We start from the raw sequence: 20,770 nt of genomic DNA, 5'->3' as shown, positions 1-20,770 counted from the left end.
CGTCGCTTTTTCATTATGGCGAGCTTTGCCATTGAATGTCCAACTATGTCAAAGCAATATGACAGTTTTCTTGCAATCAGATGCCGGGAAAAAGCGGACGCGTTTGTTTGCTTACGTTATGTTCAGTCAGGGGCGAAATGGAGGGCGAAACAATGTGGGAAACGCGGGCGCTGGAGCTCAATAATCAGGACATCTGGCACTGGCCGTCGGCCTGTCGGTTGATTGAATACGCAATTGAGCATGATTTTAATACCGTGGTGGTGGGGCAGACCGAGTTATTTGGCAAGCTGGTTTCGCCACAGGGGTATACGCCTTTTGACTATAACGACCGATTGTCGAGCCAACAACGAGCGCGCTGTATCTATCTCAACCGGCTGGCGTTACGCTGCCGTGAGCAGGGGTTGCAATGTTATCTGCAGGCGAAAGAACTTAGCTTCCCGACCGAACTGTTATTAGCGCATCCGGAACTGCTGGATACCCCGCGCGGGGTGCGTTTTGATGTCGATTTCTGGAGCCGCTGGTTAACCGACAAAATCCGCGCCGTGTGTCAAAGCGTACCGGCGCTCACCGGTTTGATTATCGCGCTCTCCAGTACTGATGGATTATTACCGATCTCTCGTCCGCAGTGGGACAGACAACACGACGATCCCCGCCAGCCAGCGCAAAGCTTGATGATCTACCGCCGCTGTTTTAACGCCCTGAGTCAGGCGGTAGCCGCGCAAAATAAGCATCTGGTACTGCGTGTCTTCCCTGCCAGCAATGACGATCTCAGCGCCGTGCTGGATGCGATTGAACCGCTGCCGCCTGCGGTTTCGGTATCGATAAAACTCACGCCGGAACGTTTCTGGCCTGCTTTCCCTAACAATCCGGCGCTGTTGGCGGTGCAGACGCGAGATGTATGGATCGATATCGATCTTGCCGGCGAAGAAGTGGGATGGGGAGTCATGCCGTTTTTACGTATTGATGAGCTGCAGGGGCGACTGTTGTGGTGTCAGAGTCGCAACCCGCGCATTACCGGCGCTATCTGTAAAACCAGTTGGGAAAGTATCGATAATCACTGGATCCCTGCGACGTTAAGCGAATGTAATCTCTTCGCCTGTAGTCAGTTGCTGGGCGAAGGGGCGGCGAAAAATCAGCAGCAGTTACTGGTGCAATGGCTGGCGCAGCGTTACGGCTGGTGTCCGCCAGCCGATGTCGCGCAGCAGTTCCAGTCGCTGCTTGAGCAGGCGACGCAGACGCTCTATCAGTCAATATATGTGCGAGACCATGTTTTCCATCGCCATAGCCAATTGCCTGAAAGCTACGGCCAGGCGGTGTGGGGCCTTTACGGACAACTGGCGCGCAGTCACTGGTTACCCGGTTCGGCGCAGGATATCCACTTCACCCGCGACGACCCGCAGAAGTCGATGGCTAATCTCACGCAAATCGCGCAAGAAAAAGATGAAGTCGCAGCCAGCGCGCAGCTGCTGGGGAAAGCAGCGCAAGCGTTCGCTCTCACGGCGGATTTTCCCGCCGCGCTGGCGCTTCGGTGGCGTGAGGAGTGGCAGGGATTGGCGCTCTATTGTCAGACGTTTACCCACGCGCAAAAGGCCTTCTTTACTCTGCACTTCGCCCGAGAGGTGGAAAACAGCTGGAGCATGCGGGAGATTTGCCATATTAACGTGCAGGCGTTATATCGCTGCGCATCGGAAATGGAAACGCTTTGTCAGCAGACAGGCGAGGCCTCACCGGCGTTTTACGTGATGTTCGATCCTGTACGAGCACGTAATCTGGCGGATAGCCTGAGCACCGAACTGACGGCGCTCAGATAGCCGTATTAAAGCGTGCGGCGTAGCGCTTCAACCAGGCACAGTATCGCCATTGCCTGGCCGTAGGGCATGGCGGTCAGGGGGATGTTACGATAGTGGTCGAGGTCGTTGCCCATCGCCGTGCCAAACGACACCTGCGTTAACTCTCCTTGCGGCGAGATATGTTCGATAATGCCCCGGCAGGCTTTCCCGGCGACCGGCAGAAACGCATCGTCGAGGTAGCCGAGGCGCACCGCCTTGAAAATACCCGCGGCAAAGCCCGCCGTCGCAGAGGCTTCCAGATAACTATCCGGGTCGTTAAGCAGCGTCGGCCATAGGCCGTTTTCGGCCTGGCAGCGGGCAAGGGCGCTGACCTGAATTTGCAGAGTATTTTGCAACTGGCGGTAAAAGGCGTCATGCTCGTCGAGCTCAAGCATCTCCAGCAGTTCCGGTATCGCCAGCGTTATCCAGCTATTGCCGCGGGCCCACAGCGCGCCGGCGAAATGGTGTCTGCCGTCGAAATGCCAGCCGTGAAACCACAGGCCGCTTTGGTGGTCGCTTAAATAGTGCAGGTGCTGCAAAAACTGAAATTTCGCCTCTTCTACCCAGCGCGGTTTATCAAACATCTTGCCGAGCATCGCCAGCGGCAGTACCGCCATCATGAGCGTATCGTCCCAAATTTGTTGATGATGGGGATTCTCATAGGTGACGTGTTGCAGGCAGCCCTCTTCGGTACGCGGCATCTGGCGATATATCGCATCTCCCCAGCTTTCCAGATAGGCGCGCCAGTCGCTGCGCGGCGTCTGTTGATAGCACAGCGCCAGGGTTAAAAACGGACAAGCGGTGTTGATGTTTTTCTCCGGCGTACCCTCGGCGAAACGGGCGCTAAACCAGCCGTCGATAAGTTCACGAGCCCGAAGCGATCCTGTCAGTTGCTGGTAGCGAAACAGGCCAAACAGGGCGATGCCATGCGTCCACTCCCAACCGTCCCAACCTTTGGTGTCAACCACCCGGCCATCTGCCAGCCGCTGCAAATACTCGCCGCTATCATCGGTAATCGCGGTTAAGTTGCCGATTAGCGCTTCGATGAGTGATTGTAATTCAGGACGGTTGTTTTTCTGCGACATAGTGATTTCCTTGAGAAGAAACGGCGGCGTGTTGCCAGCGATCGTTGCGATGAGGATGGCCGGTCAGTAGCTCGATAGTTTCGCGGGTCTGCGGGCTGGCATCCTGTGGATGACCACCGGCGCGCAGACGCTCCAGTTCGCTAATCAGGATTTGATGTCGCGGCTGGCTCAAGCGAAAACGAAACGCGCCATACATTGCCAGTAAGGCCAGCAGGCCGGGGCCTACGAGGAATACCCACCAGATACCATTCAGCGCGGCGGTATTCTGCGTTTCGGCGCCTTTGGTGAATCCAAAGGCTTCCAGCGCCAGGCCGACGATAAACAGCGCCAGCGCCTGGGAGAATTTGCGCGTCAGCATCATCACCCCCGCGTAGATCCCTTCACGCCGCACGCCGGTGTAAGCTTCATCGATATCGGGCAGAAAATTGTAGACATTCCATGGGATAAGATAGGTGCCGCCGCGGGCGATGCCCATCACGATTGCGCCGCCGAGCAGCAGCCAGGAAAGATGGCTGAAAGAAGCGGTCAATTGGCTGAACCACAGTAGCGCGCAGAGGATCAGCGCGATAGCCACCTTATAGGCGTTGCCGTTGCCGACGCGGATGCAAAGCCAGGTAAATAAAGGGATCGCGAAGAACTGAAACAGCGTCATCAGACTCATGGCCTGCGAAGCCAGCGAGGTGCCGACACGTAGCACGTAGGTCATATAGTGCATAAACAGCGAGCCGAAAATATCCAGCGCCACCGCGCCACCGACATACATCATGATATGAATACGGAAGGTCCGCAGACGGAAGGTAGAGGCCATTTCGCGATACAGCGAACGTAGTGTTTTGCCTAAACCTTGCTGCGTCTGCGGTAGTGGGAGATGCTCACGTTCCCAGGTACCGCGCCAGACGAAGATCCACGGCAAGGCAAAAAGCAGGGCAAAGATAGTGCCGATATAGAGAAACGCCTGCGATTTATCGGCGACGTGGGCCATGATTTGCCCGGGGATCAGCGCCGCGAGAAAGGCTGTCGCCTGAGCGAATAGCATTCGCGCGCCGGACATTTTCGAGCGCAAATCATAGCGGGTGGTCATCTCTGCAGGCAGCGTATCGTAAGGCACCATCAGCAGGGTGAAGACGGTGCTGAATAGTAGATAGGTACCAAGGTACCAGGCATAACCAAAACCACTTATCCACATCAGGGCGAAACAGAGCGATAACGGCGCGCCGAGAATAAAGAAGATCCGTCTCCGCCCCCAACGGGTGCGAATGTTGTCGGTAATGTAGCCCATCACCGGGTCCGTGATGCCGTCCCAAATCTTGGCGATAGCGAAAATAGAGGCCGCGGCGGCGGGCGAGAGCCCGGCGACTTCAATATAAAAGTAGAGCAGCCACAGGCCGGTGATGGTCATCGCGCCGCTGCCGAAAATATCGCCCATCCCCCAGCAGAGGATGTTGCGGGTTTTGACTTCTCGTTGCGGGGTCACTGTCCTCGTCATGAGCGTATCTCTTTGGTAAGGAATGCGAGGTTGCACAGTAAAAGAGGGGGAGGGAGGCGAGAATTCCGACAGTCGGTTTTTCGTACCGTTCTGCGAGCAGCATGCCAAATGGCGACAAAATGAAATAAATCCCGTGACGTTGCTCACATATTCTGCGGTTTAAGAGGGCGTTTACTGTGATAACGGCCCTGTTTTCATTTTTTCCGCAGGCAAATTTTGCGCGTAATCTCACGTTTTGCCCCTGAGCGTGACGGCGAATGTGAAAGGGTACGCAGATATTTCCGCGGTAGCGATTTCGACCCTACGCTGAGGGTGAGAGAGATGGTGAGATAGTCCCCACGTTGATTTCCAGGACATGCTATGAACATTTATCTTTCGCAGCGCCATCCCCATGCGGATGGCGTGACGCCTGATACTGAACTCTTTCAACAGGCGCTGGACGAACTGGCGCAGGCGGGCGGCGGCCGGTTGGTGGTTGATTGCGGCAGGTACGCGCTTGGCGGTTTACGGATAGGCTCGAACACCTGTTTGTGGCTGTCGCCGGGCGCCGAGCTTATCGTTAGCGAAAACTATGATGACTTTGCTCAGGCGACGGCGCTGAGCCGGGCGGAATCTTCAGATCGGGCCTTTCTGTATGCTGTGGATGCGCAGAATATTACTATCTGCGGAGGCGGCGAGATTTACGGCAGCGCTGATGGCTGGTTTTCCCGTGGCGTTGATGCCATGGGCTACCGCACGCCAGCCACGGCGCGCCCGCGGATCATTTTGCTGGAGAATTGCCGTCGCGTCCGGCTGGAAAACATCACCGTACGACATGCCCCGATGTGGACAATCCATCTGGTCTCCTGTACGGGGGTGGTGGTTGACGGCGTCACCGTCGACAACGATTTGACGATGGCCAATACCGATGCGCTGGATATCGACAGCTGCCAGCAGGTCCATATCGCCAATAGCTATTTCAGCGCGGCGGATGATGCCATCTGTCTGAAGACCACCGATAAACCTGAGCGGATCCAGCGACCGTTGCGTCAGGTAACCATCGTTAACTGCACGCTGCGCTCGAAAAGCTGCGCCTTTAAAATCGGTACTGAAACCTGGCAGGATATTGAAGATGTGCTGGTGAGTAACTGCACTATCTTTGACTCCAATCGCGGCATTGGCCTGATATCCCGCGACGGCGGGCGGCTACGGCGGATGATTTTTAGCAGCATTGCTTTTGATTGCGTGAGCGTGCCGGCCTGTCATTGGGGCGAGGCGGACCCTGTTTTCCTTTCCGCGCGCCGTCGCGATCCGGCGATTGAACCCGGCGAAATCTCACAGATCCAGTTCCGCGGGCTGGTTGGCGAGTGCGAAGGCGCGATAAACCTGCATAGTGAAACGCCAGGTCAGATCCGGCGCATTCTGTTTGACGGCGTGCAGCTCACCCAGAAGCTGAACCTGGCAGCGGAGCAGGGGCTTTATGATATCCGCCCGCCGTGTAATCCGATGTCGCCGACCGGGATGGGGATTGATAACGCCTGGTGTTTGAATCCGCAAAGCGGCCGAGTTTGGGGTGTCGAGCCTTATCCCGGCGGTTTGCCGGTACTGTACGCCAACGGCGTAGCGGGTCTGACACTGCGCGAATTTGATTATCAGCGCCCGATACCATTACCGGCAGCCTGGAACCCTAACGCGCTATGTCTGGAAAACGGCGATAATTAGCGAGGAAATAAGAGAGGAAGGTGCCCCGGCGATTGCTCCGGGGCAGGTCGAACTTATTCTTCGGCGGCATAGCCCTGCGGCGGCAGCTTGCGATTATCCAGCCACGCAGAGTTAGCTTCCATACGCAGGCGGCCATCAACAAACCAGCTCACCACCAGCGGATAGATATCGTGCTCCTGCGCCTGAACGCGGGCGGTAACGTCATCTTCGCTGTCTTCCGGAAATACCGGCACCCGAGCCTGTAAGATCACCGGCCCGCCATCGAGTTCGTCGGTGACGAAATGCACCGAGGTGCCATGTTCCTCATCACCATTTTCCAGCGCCTGGCGATGAGTATGCAGCCCTGGATATTTCGGCAGCAGAGAAGGATGGATATTCAGCAAGCGCCCCTGATAGTGGCCAACAAACGCTGGGCTAAGGATACGCATGTAGCCCGCCAGCACCACCAGATCGGGTTGGAAGACATCGATTTGTTGCATCAGCTCGCGGTCGAAGGCTTCGCGGCTATCAAACGCTTTCGGCGAGAGCGCAAAGGCCGGAATACCGGCCTCGCGGGCACGCTCAAGGCCGAATGCTTCGGCCTTATTGCTGAATACCGCACGCAGGGTGCCGTTGATTTGCTTCCGGGCGCAGGCATCAATAATCGCCTGTAAATTACTGCCGTTACCGGAAATCAGCACCACAATGTTTTTCATTCAATGACCACGCGTTGTTCGGCATCGGATGCCTTGATGTAACCGATTTTCCAGGCGTTTTCACCCTGCTCGTTCAGCAGGGCGATGGCTTTATCCGCCTCGGCTGCCGGCAGCGCGACCAGCATGCCGACGCCGCAGTTAAAGGTGCGGTACATTTCGTGGCTGCTGACATTACCGGCGGTTTGCAGCCAGTTGAAGACTTCCGGCCACTGCCAGGAGGACTCGTCGATTACCGCCTGGGTGTTGTCCGGCAGTACGCGCGGAATATTTTCCCAGAAGCCGCCGCCGGTCAGGTGGGCGATGGCGTGGACGTCGACGTTGGCAATCAGATTCAGAATCGATTTGACATAGATGCGGGTCGGCGCCAGCAGGTGGTCGGCCAGCGGTTTGCCGTTGAGGTCGGTGGTCTGCGGATCAACGCCGCTGACTTCGATAATCTTACGCACCAGCGAGTAGCCGTTAGAGTGCGGGCCGCTGGAGGCAAGCGCGACCAGGACGTCGCCGTCAGCCACTTTGCTGCCGTCGATGATTTCTGATTTTTCTACCACGCCGACGCAGAAACCGGCCACGTCGTAATCTTCACCATGGTACATACCCGGCATCTCTGCCGTTTCGCCGCCAACCAGCGCGCAGCCGGACTGTAAGCAGCCTTCGGCGATGCCGCTGATCACGCTTGCCGCAGTATCCACGTCCAGTTTACCGGTCGCGTAGTAGTCGAGGAAAAACAGCGGCTCGGCGCCCTGAACTACGAGGTCATTGACGCACATAGCGACCAGATCGATACCGATAGTGTCGTGACGTTTAAGGTCCATCGCCAGACGCAGCTTGGTGCCGACGCCGTCGGTACCGGAGACCAGTACCGGTTCGCGGTACTTCTGCGGCAGAGCGCACAGCGCGCCGAATCCGCCCAGTCCGCCCATCACTTCCGGGCGACGGGTTTTCTTCACCACGCCCTTAATACGGTCGACGAGAGCGTTGCCTGCATCAATATCCACGCCGGCATCTTTATAGCTGAGAGAGGTTTTATCGGTCACTGCGAAGTCTCCACGCGTTTGCGGTAGCAAGAAAAATCGGCGCAATTCTAACAGGGAAAGCAAACGTTTGCGAGCCTGCTTTACACTCGATTTAAAACGGCTAACAGATGAGCAAATTTGATACTGTTCACGAAAATGAAACCGGGTACAGTCTTCTGCTTGCCTCGCCTTTAATGAATGATCATTATGCCAATGAAACCGGTTTCTGTTTGGTGAAAAGCGCATAACGATCGTCTATAGGGAGAGTATATGTCCGGATTCAAAGAAGGTTTTCTGTGGGGCGGCGCGGTAGCGGCGCATCAGCTTGAGGGCGGCTGGCAAGAAGGAGGGAAGGGGATTAGCGTCGCTGACGTGATGACCGCAGGCGCCCATGGGGTGCCGCGAACGATCACCGACGGCGTACTGCCTGGTCATAACTATCCCAACCATGAGGCAATTGATTTTTATCATCGTTATAAAGAAGACGTAGCGCTGTTTGCCGAACTGGGATTTAAGTGTTTCCGTACTTCAATTGCCTGGACGCGCATTTTTCCGCGGGGCGATGAGCTGGAGCCCAATGAGGCGGGCCTGCAATTCTATGACGATCTGTTCGACGAGTGCCTGAAATATGGTATCGAACCGGTGATCACGCTCTCCCATTTTGAAATGCCTTACCACCTGGTGACTGAATACGGCGGCTGGCGCAACCGTAAACTCATTGATTTCTTTGTCCGCTTCGCGAAGGTGGTGTTTACCCGCTATCAGCACAAAGTGAAGTACTGGATGACCTTTAACGAGATCAACAACCAGGCCAACTTCCATGAAGATTTCGCCCCCTTTACCAACTCCGGCCTGAAGTATCAGCCCGGAGAAGACCGTGAGCCGGTGATGTTTCAGGCTGCCCATTATGAACTGGTGGCCAGTGCGCTGGCGGTAAAGGCGGCACGTGAGATTAATTCGGACCTGCAGATTGGCTGTATGATCGCGATGTGTCCAATCTATCCGCTCACCTGCGCGCCGGACGACATCATGATGGCGATGAACGCTATGCATCGTCGTTACTGGTTTACCGATGTGCACGTGCGTGGCCGCTATCCGCAGCATTTGCTCAACTACTTCGCGCGCCGCGGTTTTACGCTGGATATCACCGACGCCGATAGCCAGGCGTTAAAAGAGGGTTGCGTCGACTATATTGGTTTTAGCTACTACATGTCCTTCGCCACCAAAGCGACTGACGATAATCCACACCTGGATTACGACGAAAGTACCAGCCTGGTCTCCAACCCGTACGTCAAGAAATCGGATTGGGGCTGGCAGATTGACCCGGTTGGTCTGCGCTACTCGCTCAACTGGTTCTGGGATCACTATCAGTTGCCGCTGTTTATCGTTGAGAACGGCTTTGGCGCCATTGACGTGCGTGAAGCTGACGGCAGCGTGGATGACCAGTATCGTATCGAGTATCTCAGTGCCCATATTGCCGAAATGAAAAAAGCGGTAGTGGAGGATGGCGTAGATCTGATGGGGTATACCCCGTGGGGCTGTATCGATCTGGTCTCCGCCGGTACCGGCGAGATGAAAAAACGCTATGGATTTATCTTTGTCGATAAAGATAACGACGGTCGCGGCACGTTGGCCCGCAGCCGTAAAAAATCCTTTGCCTGGTATCAGCAGGTTATTGCCAGTAACGGCGAAAATCTGTAATCGCCAACTAGCATAGCCTTGTCAAAGATAAAGGCCGAAGGGGAACCTCCGGCTTTTTTTGTTTGTTTTATAATGTGTAACAATCCATAAATCACTTTGTTTGATATACGTCAAGCAAGATGGGTATGGCGCAATCCGCAAAAAGCGGTATAATCCCGCGATTTTTTTTGTGGCTGCCCCTCAGAGGAGAAAGAGAATGAAGATCGTGGAAGTGAAACATCCACTCGTCAAACACAAGCTGGGCCTGATGCGTGAGCATGACATCAGTACTAAACGCTTCCGTGAACTCGCCTCAGAGGTTGGTAGCTTACTGACCTACGAAGCAACCGCCGATCTCGCTACCGAGCGTGTCACTATCGAAGGCTGGAACGGTCCGGTCGAAGTTGAGCAGATCAAAGGTAAGAAAATTACCGTAGTGCCTATCCTGCGTGCCGGTCTGGGGATGATGGAAGGCGTGCTGGAGCACGTGCCGAGCGCGCGTATCAGCGTGGTTGGTATCTACCGTGATGAAGAAACGCTGGAGCCGGTTCCTTACTTCCAGAAGCTGGTTTCTAACATTGACGAGCGTATGGCGCTGGTGGTTGACCCGATGCTGGCAACTGGCGGTTCGATGATCGCAACTATCGACCTGCTGAAAAAAGCGGGCTGCTCGAGCATTAAGGTGCTGGTGCTGGTGGCGGCGCCGGAAGGCATTGCCGCGCTGGAGAAAGCGCATCCTGACGTCGAGCTGTACACCGCGTCCGTCGACCAGGGCCTCAATGAGCACGGATACATTATTCCAGGCCTCGGCGATGCCGGCGATAAGATTTTCGGTACCAAATAAATGATGAAGTGATAAAAAGCCGACTTTGAGAGTCGGCTTTTTTTTGAATAAATCACGCCCACAACAAATAACAAACGACTCTCAGAGGATAACATTATGACGCGCCGTGCAATCGGGGTGAGTGAAAGACCGCCGCTTTTACAGACAATCCCGCTTAGTTTGCAACATCTGTTCGCCATGTTTGGCGCAACGGTTCTGGTGCCTATCCTGTTCCACATTAACCCGGCTACCGTACTGCTGTTTAACGGCATCGGTACGCTGTTGTACCTCTTTATCTGTAAAGGCAAAATTCCGGCCTATCTGGGGTCGAGCTTCGCCTTTATCTCCCCGGTGCTGCTGCTGTTGCCGCTGGGTTATGAAGTAGCGCTCGGCGGTTTCATTATGTGCGGCGTCCTGTTCTGCATCGTCTCCTTTATTGTCAAAAAAGCCGGTACCGGCTGGCTGGATGTGATGTTCCCGCCGGCGGCGATGGGCGCCATCGTGGCGGTTATCGGTCTGGAACTGGCGGGTGTGGCGGCGAACATGGCCGGGCTGCTGCCGGCTGACGGCCAATCGCCCGACAGCAAAACCATTATTATTTCGATGGTGACGCTGGCAGTGACGGTTTTTGGATCCGTACTGTTCCGCGGCTTCCTGGCGATTATCCCGATTCTTATCGGCGTGCTGGTAGGCTATGCGCTCTCCTTCGTGATGGGTGTGGTCGATACGACGCCTATCGCCGAAGCGCACTGGTTTGCACTGCCGACTTTCTACACCCCGCGCTTTGAGTGGTTTGCCATTTTCACTATTTTGCCTGCTGCGCTGGTGGTGATCGCCGAGCACGTGGGGCACCTGGTGGTGACCGCCAATATCGTTAAACGCGATCTGATCCGCGATCCGGGTCTGCACCGCTCGATGTTCGCCAACGGGCTGTCGACGATTGTCTCCGGTTTCTTTGGCTCAACGCCAAACACCACCTACGGTGAAAATATTGGCGTGATGGCGATTACCCGCGTATACAGTACCTGGGTTATTGGCGGCGCGGCGATTATTGCGATTCTGCTCTCCTGCGTCGGCAAGCTGGCGGCGGCGATTCAGATTATCCCGGTACCGGTGATGGGCGGCGTTTCTCTGCTGCTGTACGGGGTGATCGGCGCATCCGGTATCCGCGTGCTGATCGAATCAAAAGTCGATTACAGCAAAGCGCAGAACCTGATTCTGACCTCAGTTATTCTGATTATCGGCGTGAGCGGCGCGAAGGTGCATATTGGCGCGGCGGAGCTGAAAGGCATGGCGCTGGCGACGATCGTCGGTATCTGTCTGAGCTTGATCTTTAAACTGATCAGCGTTCTGCGTCCGGAAGAAGTGGTGCTGGACGCCGCGGATAGCGAAGAAGCGAAATAACGATCCTGATACCGGGCAGCGATCCTGCCCGGTTCTCTCCGGACCTAAAACTGTGTTAAACTCTTCGCGTTTTTCTGTAAGCCTATGTTGAGGTCCATCTGAACGCTCCGGCACAGCTCTCTTTGCCACTGTATCTTCCTGACGACGAAACGTTCGCGAGTTTCTGGCCGGGTGATAATCCTTCCCTACTTGCCGCTCTGCAGAACGTGTTGCGGCAGGAACACAGCGGATACATCTATATCTGGTCTCGTGAAGGCGCGGGGCGTAGCCACCTTTTGCATGCCGCCTGCGCTGAGCTATCCCAGCGTGGCGATGCCGTCGGCTACGTGCCGTTGGATAAGCGCACGTGGTTCGTGCCGGAAGTGCTGGACGGCATGGAGCAACTGGCGCTGGTGTGCATCGATAACATCGAGTGCGTGGCAGGGGACGAGCCCTGGGAGATGGCTATCTTTAATCTCTATAACCGTATTCTCGAATCAGGTAAAACCCGCCTGCTGATCACCGGCGATTGCCCGCCGCGGCAGCTGCATCTCGGCTTGCCGGATCTCGCCTCGCGCCTTGACTGGGGGCAAATCTATAAGCTGCAGCCGCTGTCGGATGAAGATAAGCTGCAGGCGCTGCAGCTACGCGCCAGACTGCGCGGTTTCGAGATGCCGGAAGACGTCTGCCGATTCCTGCTCAAGCGGCTGGATAGAGAAATGCGCTCGCTGTTTATGACGCTCGATCAGCTCGATCACGCATCGATTACCGCCCAACGAAAACTGACGATCCCATTTGTTAAAGAGATCCTGAAGCTTTAAGCCGAAAGCGACGCCAGTTCCTGCTCTGCCAGCCCGGTTAGCTGCGCCACCAGCGCGGGGGCGAGACCGCTACGTAACATCGCGGCGGCGATACGCTGTGCTTCTTCTTTCCGGCCTTCTTGCCGGCCCTGAAGCAAACCGCGCTCCAGCCCTTGCTGCTCGAGATATTCTGCAATAGTCATCAGCGTCTCCTTATGTTGCGGCGTCCGGCGCGCCAACTCACGAATAAACTTTATCGGTTCGCGGCTATTTCCCGCGAGCACCAGGTAGTGCATTAGCGCCTGCACCTGTGTTTGCGTGGCTAATCCAGTCAATAATAATTCGCTCAGCTTGTCGAGTAACTGCGCCAGATCGCGTTGTCGAATATGTTTTTGCAGTAATTCCAGCGTTGCCATACGTTGATGAGTGGCGATTTCATCATCCGGTATGACGGTGATATCCGCCAGTGGAAATTCGCCGTAGTAGAGCGTGGTCGCCAGCTCCGGCGCGGCAAACTCATCCAGCCAGCGCATTGAAAACGGATAGGGCGTCACCAGACCGTGATAGAAAAGCACCGGGATCACCAGCGGAAGTTTTTCGTGTCCGGCATCAAGGTGGCGCTGCATGACGGCGACGGCGTAGCGCATCAGGCGAAAGGCCATATGTCGGTCGGGGCTACTTTGATGTTCGATTAGCGCGTAAATATAGCCGTCGCCCGCAGTGGTTTGCAGCGAGTAGAGAATATCGGAATAGTAAGGTCTGAGATCTTCTTCGATAAAATTACCTGATTCTAAATGTAGCGTGCGCAGATCGCAGATCTCCTTTAGCGCTTCAGGAAGATACAACCGGAGAAAATCACGCGCGGTATCCGAATGGGAAAGGTAGGTTTTAAATACTGCGTCATGCGGCGTGGAAATAGCTTTTTTCATTGGCAATCCGTCCAGTGGATTCAGGTGACGGACAGACAGTAGCACCACTGTGCGGGCAGGGGGAGTTGGCCTGTATTTTCTGGAAGCGGGCACGAAAAAAATCGCGCCGCGGGCAAGACCGGCGGCGCGTAGGGATTAGCTGACGATTTCCAGTACCTGTTCCGGCGGGCGGCCGATACGCGCCTGGCCGTGGCTGACCACGATGGGCCGTTCGATGAGCTTCGGGTTCTCGACCATGGCCTGAATCAACGCCTCTTCGCTGAGCTGTGGGTCGGCGAGATTGAGCGACTTATACAGATCTTCTTTCTGGCGCATCAGTTCACGGGCGCTGCTCATATTCAGCATTTTCAACAGCTGGCGCAGCGTCGCGGCATCCGGCGGCGTCTCCAGATACAGCACCACTTCAGGGTCGATGCCGTTAGCTTTCAGCAGGCTGAGCGTGTCACGGCTCTTCGAGCAGCGAGGGTTGTGGTAAATTTTTACCGCGTCAGACATGTGGTCTCCTTACATTTTCTGATAGGGGCGGAATCTTTCCTGCAGCTGGCGCAGCTGGTCGATGCGAGCGTCGTAGCGCGCCTGCTGCAAACTGCCCAATTTCACTTGCGAACTGGCGCTGCTCAGCAGCGAGATGGCCTGGTCAAGCCTACCGGCCAGCGCCATGACTTCGGCTCGCGCCGCCAGCTCCTGGTCGCGATGACCCAATGCGCCTTCCGCCTGCGCCAACAGGTCCCAACCGTTGCCGTCATCTTTATTGTTAAAGGTGTAGCGGTTGAGAATGGTCGCGGCTTCCGCCGGCTGCCCGCCCTGTACGTAGGCATTGGCCAGGTTCAGTTGCAGGACCGGATCGGTGCGGATCTCTTTGGCGTTTTTCAGGCGGTTAATTGCGTCAGTGGTCTTTTTCTGCCCAAGATCGATATCGGTGGCGAGATCCAGATACCAGGGATTTTGTGGGTCGGCGCTGAGCAGCGGCTGGAGCGCTTTGCGCGCCTGATCGTAGTTATTGCTCTCCATAGCCAGTAGCGCGCGGCCATACTGCGCGGCGTGCTGTTCGCGGATGTTCCCTTTTGACCAGGCGTCAAGCAGATCGCTGCCGAGCTTATTTTCCCCGGAGTTGTACATACCGAGGGTACGGGCCTTGGCGAGATAGAAATCCGCCGACGACTGGACTACCACCGGGCGCATCTGATTGGCGCGGTTACGGGCGTCGGCCAGACGGCTTTCCGGCAGTGGGTGAGTGAGCAGCATTTCCGGCGGGCGGCTGGAATAGCGGGATTCGTCGAGTAATTTACCCATAAACGCCGGCATCGCCTGCGGATCGAAACCGGAGCGCTGCAGTACCTGAATACCGATGCGGTCGGCTTCTTCTTCGTTCTGACGGGTGAAGCTAATCATCCCCTGTTGGGTGCCAGCCAGGGTGCCGGTTAATGCCGCCATCCCCGCCTGCGGGCTGGCCATCGCCAGCAGAATAGAGCCCAGCGCGCCAACCCAGGTTAGCGGCGCGCTACGTTTTTGATCTTCCATCGCACGCGCCAGATGGCGCTGGGTGACGTGAGAGATTTCGTGCGCCATTACCGAGGCAAGCTGGCTTTCGTTATCCGCATAGCGGAACAGCGCCGAGTGCAGCACCACGTTGCCGCCGAAGAAGGCAAAGGCGTTAATCTGATCGTTATTAATCAGATAAAAGTGGAACGGCGTACGGACGGAATTAGCGTGAGCGACCAGGCGCATGCCCAGCCCGTTAATGTATTGCACCAACAGCGGGTCGTTTATCAGCGGCGCGCTGCCGCGTAGCTGGCGTACGTAGTAATCCCCCATCTGCATTTCCTGACCGATGGAAAGGGTGCTTCCTGCCGAGGTGCCCATATCCGGCAGCGTATCCGCCGAGTCAGCGGCGGCAGGTAATATCGTCCCCAGCGTCAACGACGCGACGGCGGCGGCCACCAGCGTTTTCTTTAACTGCCTGAACATAACCTCTGTCCTGTAATGTGGGTGTGCCAGTTTGACCGGTTGTGCGGCCCAATGTTCCCATGCCGCAGATTCAGCGAGTTTAGCTGTCGTTGATGGCGTTGAAAATATGATATTCGCACAGTTGTGCAGGTTTGTGTCATCGCCAATAAAAAGCGAAGTCTTTTTTGTGACACTTAGATACAATTCCCAGGATTGTGGCGATTTGCGCTTCAGGGAAGGGTTTATGCTTGAGATGTTAATGCAGTGGTATCGTCGTCGTTTCAGCGACCCGGAAGCGATAGCGCTGCTGGTTATTCTGCTGGCCGGCTTCGGCATTATGTTCTTTTTCAGCGGGCTGCTGGCGCCGCTGCTGGTCGCCATCGTGCTGGCCTATCTGCTGGAGTGGCCCACCGTTCGTCTGGAGCGTATCGGCTTGTCGCGAACCTGGGCCACCTCGCTGGTTCTGGTGCTATTTGTCGGTATCTTGCTGTTAATGGCCTTTGTGGTGATGCCGGTGGCCTGGCAACAGGGCATTTATCTCATCCGCGATATGCCTGGTATGCTCAATAAGCTTTCCGATTTCGCCGCCACGCTGCCGCGGCGCTATCCGGCATTGATGGATGCCGGCATCATTGATGCAATGGCCGAAAATATGCGCAGCCGCATGCTGACCGTTGGCGATTCGGTAGTGAAGTATTCGCTCGCCTCGCTGGTCGGCCTGCTGACGCTGGCGGTGTATCTGGTCCTGGTTCCGCTGATGGTTTTCTTCCTGCTGAAAGATAAACAGCAGATGCTCAATGCCGTACGCCGCGTATTACCGCGTAATCGCGGCCTGGCGGGGCAGGTGTGGAAAGAGATGAACCAGCAGATTACCAACTATATCCGCGGCAAGGTGCTGGAGATGATTGTCGTCGGCGTCGCCACCTGGATAGGCTTCATTCTCTTCGGTCTCAACTACTCGCTGCTGCTGGCGGTGCTGGTGGGATTCTCGGTGCTGATTCCGTATATCGGCGCTTTTGTGGTCACCATTCCTGTGGTCGGCGTGGCGTTGTTCCAGTTCGGCGCGGGTACTGAGTTCTGGAGCCTGTTTGCCGTATACCTGATAATTCAGGGGCTGGATGGCAACCTGCTGGTGCCGGTTCTCTTCTCGGAGGCGGTGAATTTACATCCGTTGGTGATTATTCTGTCGGTAGTGATTTTCGGCGGGCTGTGGGGTTTCTGGGGGGTATTCTTCGCGATTCCGCTGGCGACGTTAATCAAGGCGGTGGTTCACGCCTGGCCTGATGGAATGGTTATTGAAGACGAGTGACGCGCTGATTGACGCAAAAAAACGCCGGGCGATTTATTATCCCCGGCGTTTTCATTTAGACGTTATGCGTTTTCTTTCAGCCAGTTCAGCACGACATCGTGGTGATTGCTGGTTTTGAAGTTATCAAACACATGTTCAATCTTGCCGTCAGCATCAATGAGGAAGCTAATACGGTGAATGCCGTCGTAGGTTTTCCCCATAAATGATTTTTCGCCCCAGACGCCGAACTGTTCGCAGACCTGATGATCTTCATCAGACAGCAGCGTAAAGTTCAGCAGCTCTTTTTCGGCAAAACGAGACAGTTTTTCTGGTTTATCAGTGCTGATACCCAGTACTTCGACGCCCGCTTTTTTCAGGTCGTCCATATTATCGCGTAAACCGCACGCTTGTACGGTGCAGCCTGGGGTCATGGCTTTCGGGTAAAAATAAACCAGAACACGCTGTCCCTGGAAGTCGGTTAAATTTACTTCCTCGCCGTCCTGGTCCGGTAAGCTAAATTTCGGTGCGATATCACCGGCTTTCAGTGGGGTCATTGGTTAAACTCCATCCTGTTCATCATGCTGTGAATAATTAACGATGTTAATACTGCCTTGTGCGCTCAGTTCTGTACATAGTGCTTTGAACGCTTGCTCGATATTTGTCGTGTTTTGCGAGGCAGGACTGTGTGCGGTGATTTGAATAAATAGCTGAGCGGCGTCTTTATCTTCTCCCGGTTGAGTACGGGAGACCAGTTCGGCGATATTCATATTCCACGTGTCGCACAGCGCGGTAAAGCGCTCAATGATATGCGGCGAGTCCGGCACCTCTACCTGGATCCAAACCGTATTCGGCATCGCCTGCGGTGGGCGGGCGGAGGTGCGCTTCATTACGATCAGCAAATCCAGCTCGGCTCCTTTTAACGGCAGCGTTGATTCGATCAGGTTAATCGCGTTCCACGAGCCGGAAAGCAGCATTATAAACGTGAACTCGTCGCCGAGCATGGCCAAGCGGCTGTCTTCAATATTGCAGCCGCAGCTGCTGACGTGGCGAGTGATTGTGTTTACGATGCCGGGGCGGTCTGCGCCCAGAGCGGTAATCACCAGATAGTGTTGTAATGAGGCTGTCAAACCTGTTCTTCCTTTAAAAAGGTGAGGTAACATTAGGAAAGCATAAAAAAAACCGGCGTACAACATCCCAGATGGCGTTGGGTCTCTTGCTTTTATTGCAGCACCAAACGTAACATTGAGAATCTTGTCCCACTTCTGCTCTGAGGATGGCCCATGTTCACGGGAAGTATTGTAGCGCTTGTCACGCCGATGGATGATAACGGTAATGTCTGCCGGTCAAGCCTGAAAAAACTGATTGATTACCATGTCGCCAACGGAACCTCGGCGATTGTTTCGGTAGGGACTACCGGCGAATCCGCAACGTTGAGCCATGAAGAGCATGGCGACGTCGTGATGATGACCCTTGAGCTGGCCGATGGCCGCATCCCGGTCATTGCAGGTACCGGTGCAAATGCAACCGCAGAGGCGATTAGCCTGACCAAACGTTTCAACGATAGCGGCGTTGTCGGCTGCCTGACGGTCACTCCTTATTATAACCGTCCGACCCAGGAAGGCCTGTTCCAACACTTTAAAGCTATCGCTGAACATACTGACCTGCCGCAAATTCTGTATAATGTGCCGTCCCGTACCGGTTGCGATATGCTGCCGGAAACCGTTGGCCGCCTGGCGGAAATTAAAAATATTGTCGGTATTAAGGAAGCTACAGGGAACTTAAGTCGTGTTCACCAGATCAAAGAGCTGGTTTCAGATGACTTTATTCTGCTGAGCGGCGATGACGCGACCGGCATGGACTTTATCCAGCTCGGCGGCGTCGGCGTTATTTCCGTCACGGCGAACGTCGCCGCCCGTGAAATGGCCGACATGTGCCGACTGGCGATGGCGGGGCAATTCGCGGAAGCTCGCGCGATTAACCAGCGTCTGATGCCGCTGCATACAAAATTATTTGTCGAACCCAACCCGATCCCAGTCAAATGGGCTTGTAAGGCGTTGGGACTTGTAGCGACCGACACGCTGCGCCTGCCAATGACGCCGATTACCGAAGCGGGTACGAAAGCGGTTACCGCAGCGCTGAAGCATGCCGGTTTGCTGTAGAGTTTAGGGAGATTTGATGGCTTACTCAGTACAGAAGTCGCGCCTGGCGAAGGTTGCGGGTGTTTCGCTGGTTTTACTCCTCGCGGCCTGTAGTTCTGACTCGCGCTATAAGCGTCAGGTTAGCGGCGACGAGGCTTATTTAGATGCCACGCCGCTCAGTGAACTTCACGCCCCGGCGGGGATGATCCTGCCGCTGCAGACTGGCGACTACAACATTCCGGTTGCCGCCAGCACCGGTGCGGTAGGCAAGGCGCTGGATATTCGTCCGCCGGCTCAGCCTTTAGCCCTGGTCAGCGGCGCGCGTACCCAGTTTAACGGCGACACCTCCACCCTGATGGTGGAAAACAGCCGCAGCGGTTCTTTATGGGCGCAGGTGGTTAGCATCGTACAGGCGAAAAACTACACCATCACCAAGCGTGACGATGCAGGCCAGACGCTGAATACCGATTGGGTAGAGTGGAACCGCCTTGATGAAGACCAGCAGTACCGTGGCCGTTATCAAATCTCCGTTAAGCCGCAGGGCTATCAGCAGGCGGTGGTGGTGAAGCTGGTGAACCTGGAGCAGGCGGGCAAGCCCGTGTCTGACCCGGCTTCTCTGCAGCGCTACAGCACCTCAATGCTGAACGTTATCTCTTCCGGTCTTGATTCCAACGCCACTAATGCGCAGAACGCGGCGCAGCGAAGCGCTGGCGCGACCTTCGACGTGCAGAGCGCGGCGGATGACACCGGCTTGCCGATGCTGGTGGTACGCGCGCCGTTCAACATGGTGTGGCAGAAACTGCCGGCCGCGCTTGAAAAAGTGGGCATGAAGGTAACCGACAGCACTCGCTCTCAGGGCAGCATGGCGGTAACTTACAAGCCGCTGTCTGACAGCAGCTGGCAGGATCTGGGTGCCAGTGACCCGCAGCTGGCCTCTGGCGACTATAAACTGCAGGTCGGCGATCTCGATAACCGCAGTAGTCTGCAGTTTATCGACCCGAAAGGCCACACCCTGACGCAGTCGCAAAATGACGCCCTGGTAGCCGTATTCCAGGCCGCATTTAACAAGTAATAAAAAGGGCTGGAGCAATCCGGCCCTTTTTAATGTATAGTGACGCAAACGTGTGCGTAGCCGCAAAGTCAGGTAATTTGCCTGATTTTGCCTACGGGCGGAAAGGTAATTTTTTGGCTTAATATCACTGGAGTGGTGAAAGATGAAAAAGCAAGCTGAGTTGTATCGTGGCAAAGCGAAAACGGTATACAGCACCGAAAACCCGGATCTGCTGGTACTTGAATTCCGTAACGATACGTCAGCAGGGGATGGCGCCCGCATCGAACAGTTCGATCGTAAAGGTATGGTGAATAACAAATTCAACCATTTCATTATGAGCAAGCTGGAAGAAGCCGGTATCCCGACCCAAATGGAAGCGCTGCTTTCTGATACTGAATGCCTGGTGAAAAAGCTGGATATGGTGCCGGTTGAATGCGTGATTCGTAACCGCGCGGCGGGTTCACTGGTGAAACGCCTGGGTATTGAAGAAGGTATCGAACTGACTCCGCCGTTGTTCGACCTGTTCCTGAAAAACGATGCCATGCACGACCCGATGGTCAACGAATCCTACTGTGAGACGTTCGGCTGGGTGAATAAAGAAAACCTGGCGCGCATGAAGGAGCTCAGCTACAAAGCGAACGACGTACTCAGCAAGCTGTTTGATGATGCCGGTCTGATTCTGGTCGACTTCAAGCTGGAGTTCGGTCTGTTCAAAGGCGAAGTGGTGCTTGGCGATGAATTCTCTCCGGACGGTAGCCGTCTGTGGGATAAAAACACCCTCGATAAAATGGACAAAGATCGCTTCCGCCAAAGCCTCGGCGGCCTGATCGAAGCTTACGAAGAAGTGGCCCACCGTCTGGGCGTCAAGCTCGACTAATCCCCTCCGCGCCGGAAGAAATCATTCTTCTGGCGCTCTTATTCG

General features: G+C 55.4%; 19 protein-coding genes. 10 read left to right on the top strand and 9 right to left on the bottom strand.

All coding sequences use genetic code 11. From position 1 onward, the window contains the following. Positions 1-152: 152 nt before the first annotated feature. On the top strand, positions 153-1,811 hold the full coding sequence (locus ABLV08_RS16430) for a hypothetical protein (RefSeq protein ID WP_348856059.1): 1,659 nt from the start codon (positions 153-155) through the stop codon (positions 1,809-1,811). 5 nt (positions 1,812-1,816) lie between these two features. Here ABLV08_RS16430 and ABLV08_RS16425 read toward each other — a convergent pair whose 3' ends face one another. After that, a complete protein-coding gene (locus tag ABLV08_RS16425) occupies positions 1,817-2,914 on the bottom strand; it encodes a glycoside hydrolase family 88 protein (RefSeq protein WP_015370395.1) in 1,098 nt (365 codons plus the stop codon). Then, entirely contained in the window at positions 2,889-4,340 is a 1,452-nt protein-coding gene (locus ABLV08_RS16420) for an MFS transporter (RefSeq protein ID WP_063410978.1), read from the bottom strand. Before ABLV08_RS16420 ends, ABLV08_RS16425 begins: the two co-directional genes overlap by 26 nt. Positions 4,341-4,760: 420 nt before the next feature. Between ABLV08_RS16420 and ABLV08_RS16415 the strand changes: the two genes are divergently transcribed. Further along, the gene (locus ABLV08_RS16415; RefSeq protein WP_063410977.1) at positions 4,761-6,101 is read left to right on the top strand and encodes a glycosyl hydrolase family 28 protein; all 1,341 of its coding nucleotides are present in this window, start codon (positions 4,761-4,763) and stop codon (positions 6,099-6,101) included. A gap of 53 nt (positions 6,102-6,154) precedes the next feature. On the opposite strand, the gene purN is transcribed toward ABLV08_RS16415, so the two are convergent. Together purN and purM are read right to left on the bottom strand one after the other, a co-directional pair. Further along, positions 6,155-6,796, bottom strand: a complete 642-nt coding sequence (gene purN / locus ABLV08_RS16410; protein ID WP_015370398.1) for a phosphoribosylglycinamide formyltransferase — start codon at positions 6,794-6,796, stop codon at positions 6,155-6,157. Continuing rightward, positions 6,793-7,830 carry a phosphoribosylformylglycinamidine cyclo-ligase gene (gene purM, locus ABLV08_RS16405; RefSeq protein WP_020078194.1) on the bottom strand — a complete coding sequence of 346 codons (1,038 nt, stop codon included), beginning with the start codon at positions 7,828-7,830 and terminating at the stop codon, positions 6,793-6,795. Before purM ends, purN begins: the two co-directional genes overlap by 4 nt. A gap of 249 nt (positions 7,831-8,079) precedes the next feature. Here purM and ABLV08_RS16400 point away from each other — a divergent pair, with 249 nt between their 5' ends. The 4 genes from ABLV08_RS16400 to ABLV08_RS16385 all read left to right on the top strand — a co-directional run bounded on the left by ABLV08_RS16400 (position 8,080) and on the right by ABLV08_RS16385 (position 12,516). Continuing rightward, a complete protein-coding gene (locus ABLV08_RS16400; RefSeq protein ID WP_032712147.1) occupies positions 8,080-9,510 on the top strand; it encodes a 6-phospho-beta-glucosidase in 1,431 nt (476 codons plus the stop codon). A gap of 196 nt (positions 9,511-9,706) precedes the next feature. After that, positions 9,707-10,333: a uracil phosphoribosyltransferase gene (gene upp, locus ABLV08_RS16395; protein ID WP_015370402.1), complete on the top strand. Its 627-nt coding sequence runs from the start codon at positions 9,707-9,709 to the stop codon at positions 10,331-10,333. Positions 10,334-10,429: 96 nt separating this feature from the next. Further along, positions 10,430-11,716 (top strand): uracil permease, encoded by a 1,287-nt coding sequence (gene uraA / locus ABLV08_RS16390; protein WP_015370403.1) that lies wholly within the window; start codon positions 10,430-10,432, stop codon positions 11,714-11,716. Positions 11,717-11,814: 98 nt separating this feature from the next. Next, positions 11,815-12,516, top strand: a complete 702-nt coding sequence (locus ABLV08_RS16385) for a DnaA inactivator Hda (protein ID WP_026612247.1) — start codon at positions 11,815-11,817, stop codon at positions 12,514-12,516. Here ABLV08_RS16385 and ABLV08_RS16380 read toward each other — a convergent pair. The 3 genes from ABLV08_RS16380 to bepA all read right to left on the bottom strand — a co-directional run bounded on the left by ABLV08_RS16380 (position 12,513) and on the right by bepA (position 15,392). Beyond that, positions 12,513-13,424, bottom strand: coding sequence for an Rpn family recombination-promoting nuclease/putative transposase (locus ABLV08_RS16380; RefSeq protein WP_032708871.1), 912 nt, complete (start codon positions 13,422-13,424; stop codon positions 12,513-12,515). The two genes, ABLV08_RS16385 and ABLV08_RS16380, sit on opposite strands and share 4 nt — an antisense overlap. 135 nt (positions 13,425-13,559) lie before the next feature. Next, on the bottom strand, positions 13,560-13,919 hold the full coding sequence (gene arsC / locus ABLV08_RS16375) for an arsenate reductase (glutaredoxin) (RefSeq protein ID WP_015365459.1): 360 nt from the start codon (positions 13,917-13,919) through the stop codon (positions 13,560-13,562). A gap of 9 nt (positions 13,920-13,928) precedes the next feature. Further along, entirely contained in the window at positions 13,929-15,392 is a 1,464-nt protein-coding gene (bepA, locus tag ABLV08_RS16370) for a beta-barrel assembly-enhancing protease (RefSeq protein WP_348856038.1), read from the bottom strand. A 223-nt stretch (positions 15,393-15,615) separates the two neighbouring features. Between bepA and ABLV08_RS16365 the strand changes: the two genes are divergently transcribed. Then, positions 15,616-16,680, top strand: a complete 1,065-nt coding sequence (locus tag ABLV08_RS16365) for an AI-2E family transporter (protein ID WP_015365461.1) — start codon at positions 15,616-15,618, stop codon at positions 16,678-16,680. 62 nt (positions 16,681-16,742) lie between these two features. On the opposite strand, the gene bcp is transcribed toward ABLV08_RS16365, so the two are convergent. Both bcp and ABLV08_RS16355 read right to left on the bottom strand, forming a co-directional pair. Further along, the gene (gene bcp / locus ABLV08_RS16360; protein WP_015365462.1) at positions 16,743-17,213 is read right to left on the bottom strand and encodes a thioredoxin-dependent thiol peroxidase; all 471 of its coding nucleotides are present in this window, start codon (positions 17,211-17,213) and stop codon (positions 16,743-16,745) included. 3 nt (positions 17,214-17,216) lie between these two features. After that, a complete protein-coding gene (locus ABLV08_RS16355) occupies positions 17,217-17,786 on the bottom strand; it encodes a glycine cleavage system transcriptional repressor (RefSeq protein WP_015365463.1) in 570 nt (189 codons plus the stop codon). Between the two features lie 153 nt (positions 17,787-17,939). On the opposite strand from ABLV08_RS16355, the gene dapA reads away from it, so the two are divergent. The 3 genes from dapA (at position 17,940) to purC (ending at position 20,725) form a co-directional block, all read left to right on the top strand. Beyond that, positions 17,940-18,818, top strand: a complete 879-nt coding sequence (gene dapA / locus ABLV08_RS16350) for a 4-hydroxy-tetrahydrodipicolinate synthase (protein WP_015365464.1) — start codon at positions 17,940-17,942, stop codon at positions 18,816-18,818. Between the two features lie 16 nt (positions 18,819-18,834). After that, positions 18,835-19,869: an outer membrane protein assembly factor BamC gene (gene bamC / locus ABLV08_RS16345; RefSeq protein WP_015365465.1), complete on the top strand. Its 1,035-nt coding sequence runs from the start codon at positions 18,835-18,837 to the stop codon at positions 19,867-19,869. Positions 19,870-20,011: 142 nt separating this feature from the next. After that, positions 20,012-20,725: a phosphoribosylaminoimidazolesuccinocarboxamide synthase gene (gene purC / locus ABLV08_RS16340; RefSeq protein WP_015703148.1), complete on the top strand. Its 714-nt coding sequence runs from the start codon at positions 20,012-20,014 to the stop codon at positions 20,723-20,725. Positions 20,726-20,770: the final 45 nt, after the last annotated feature.

The sequence above is a fragment of the Klebsiella sp. CN_Kp088 genome, from assembly GCF_040064335.1.
GTDB classification, from domain to species: Bacteria; Pseudomonadota; Gammaproteobacteria; order Enterobacterales; family Enterobacteriaceae; genus Klebsiella; species Klebsiella aerogenes.
This window is presented reverse-complemented; position numbering and strand designations above follow the sequence as displayed.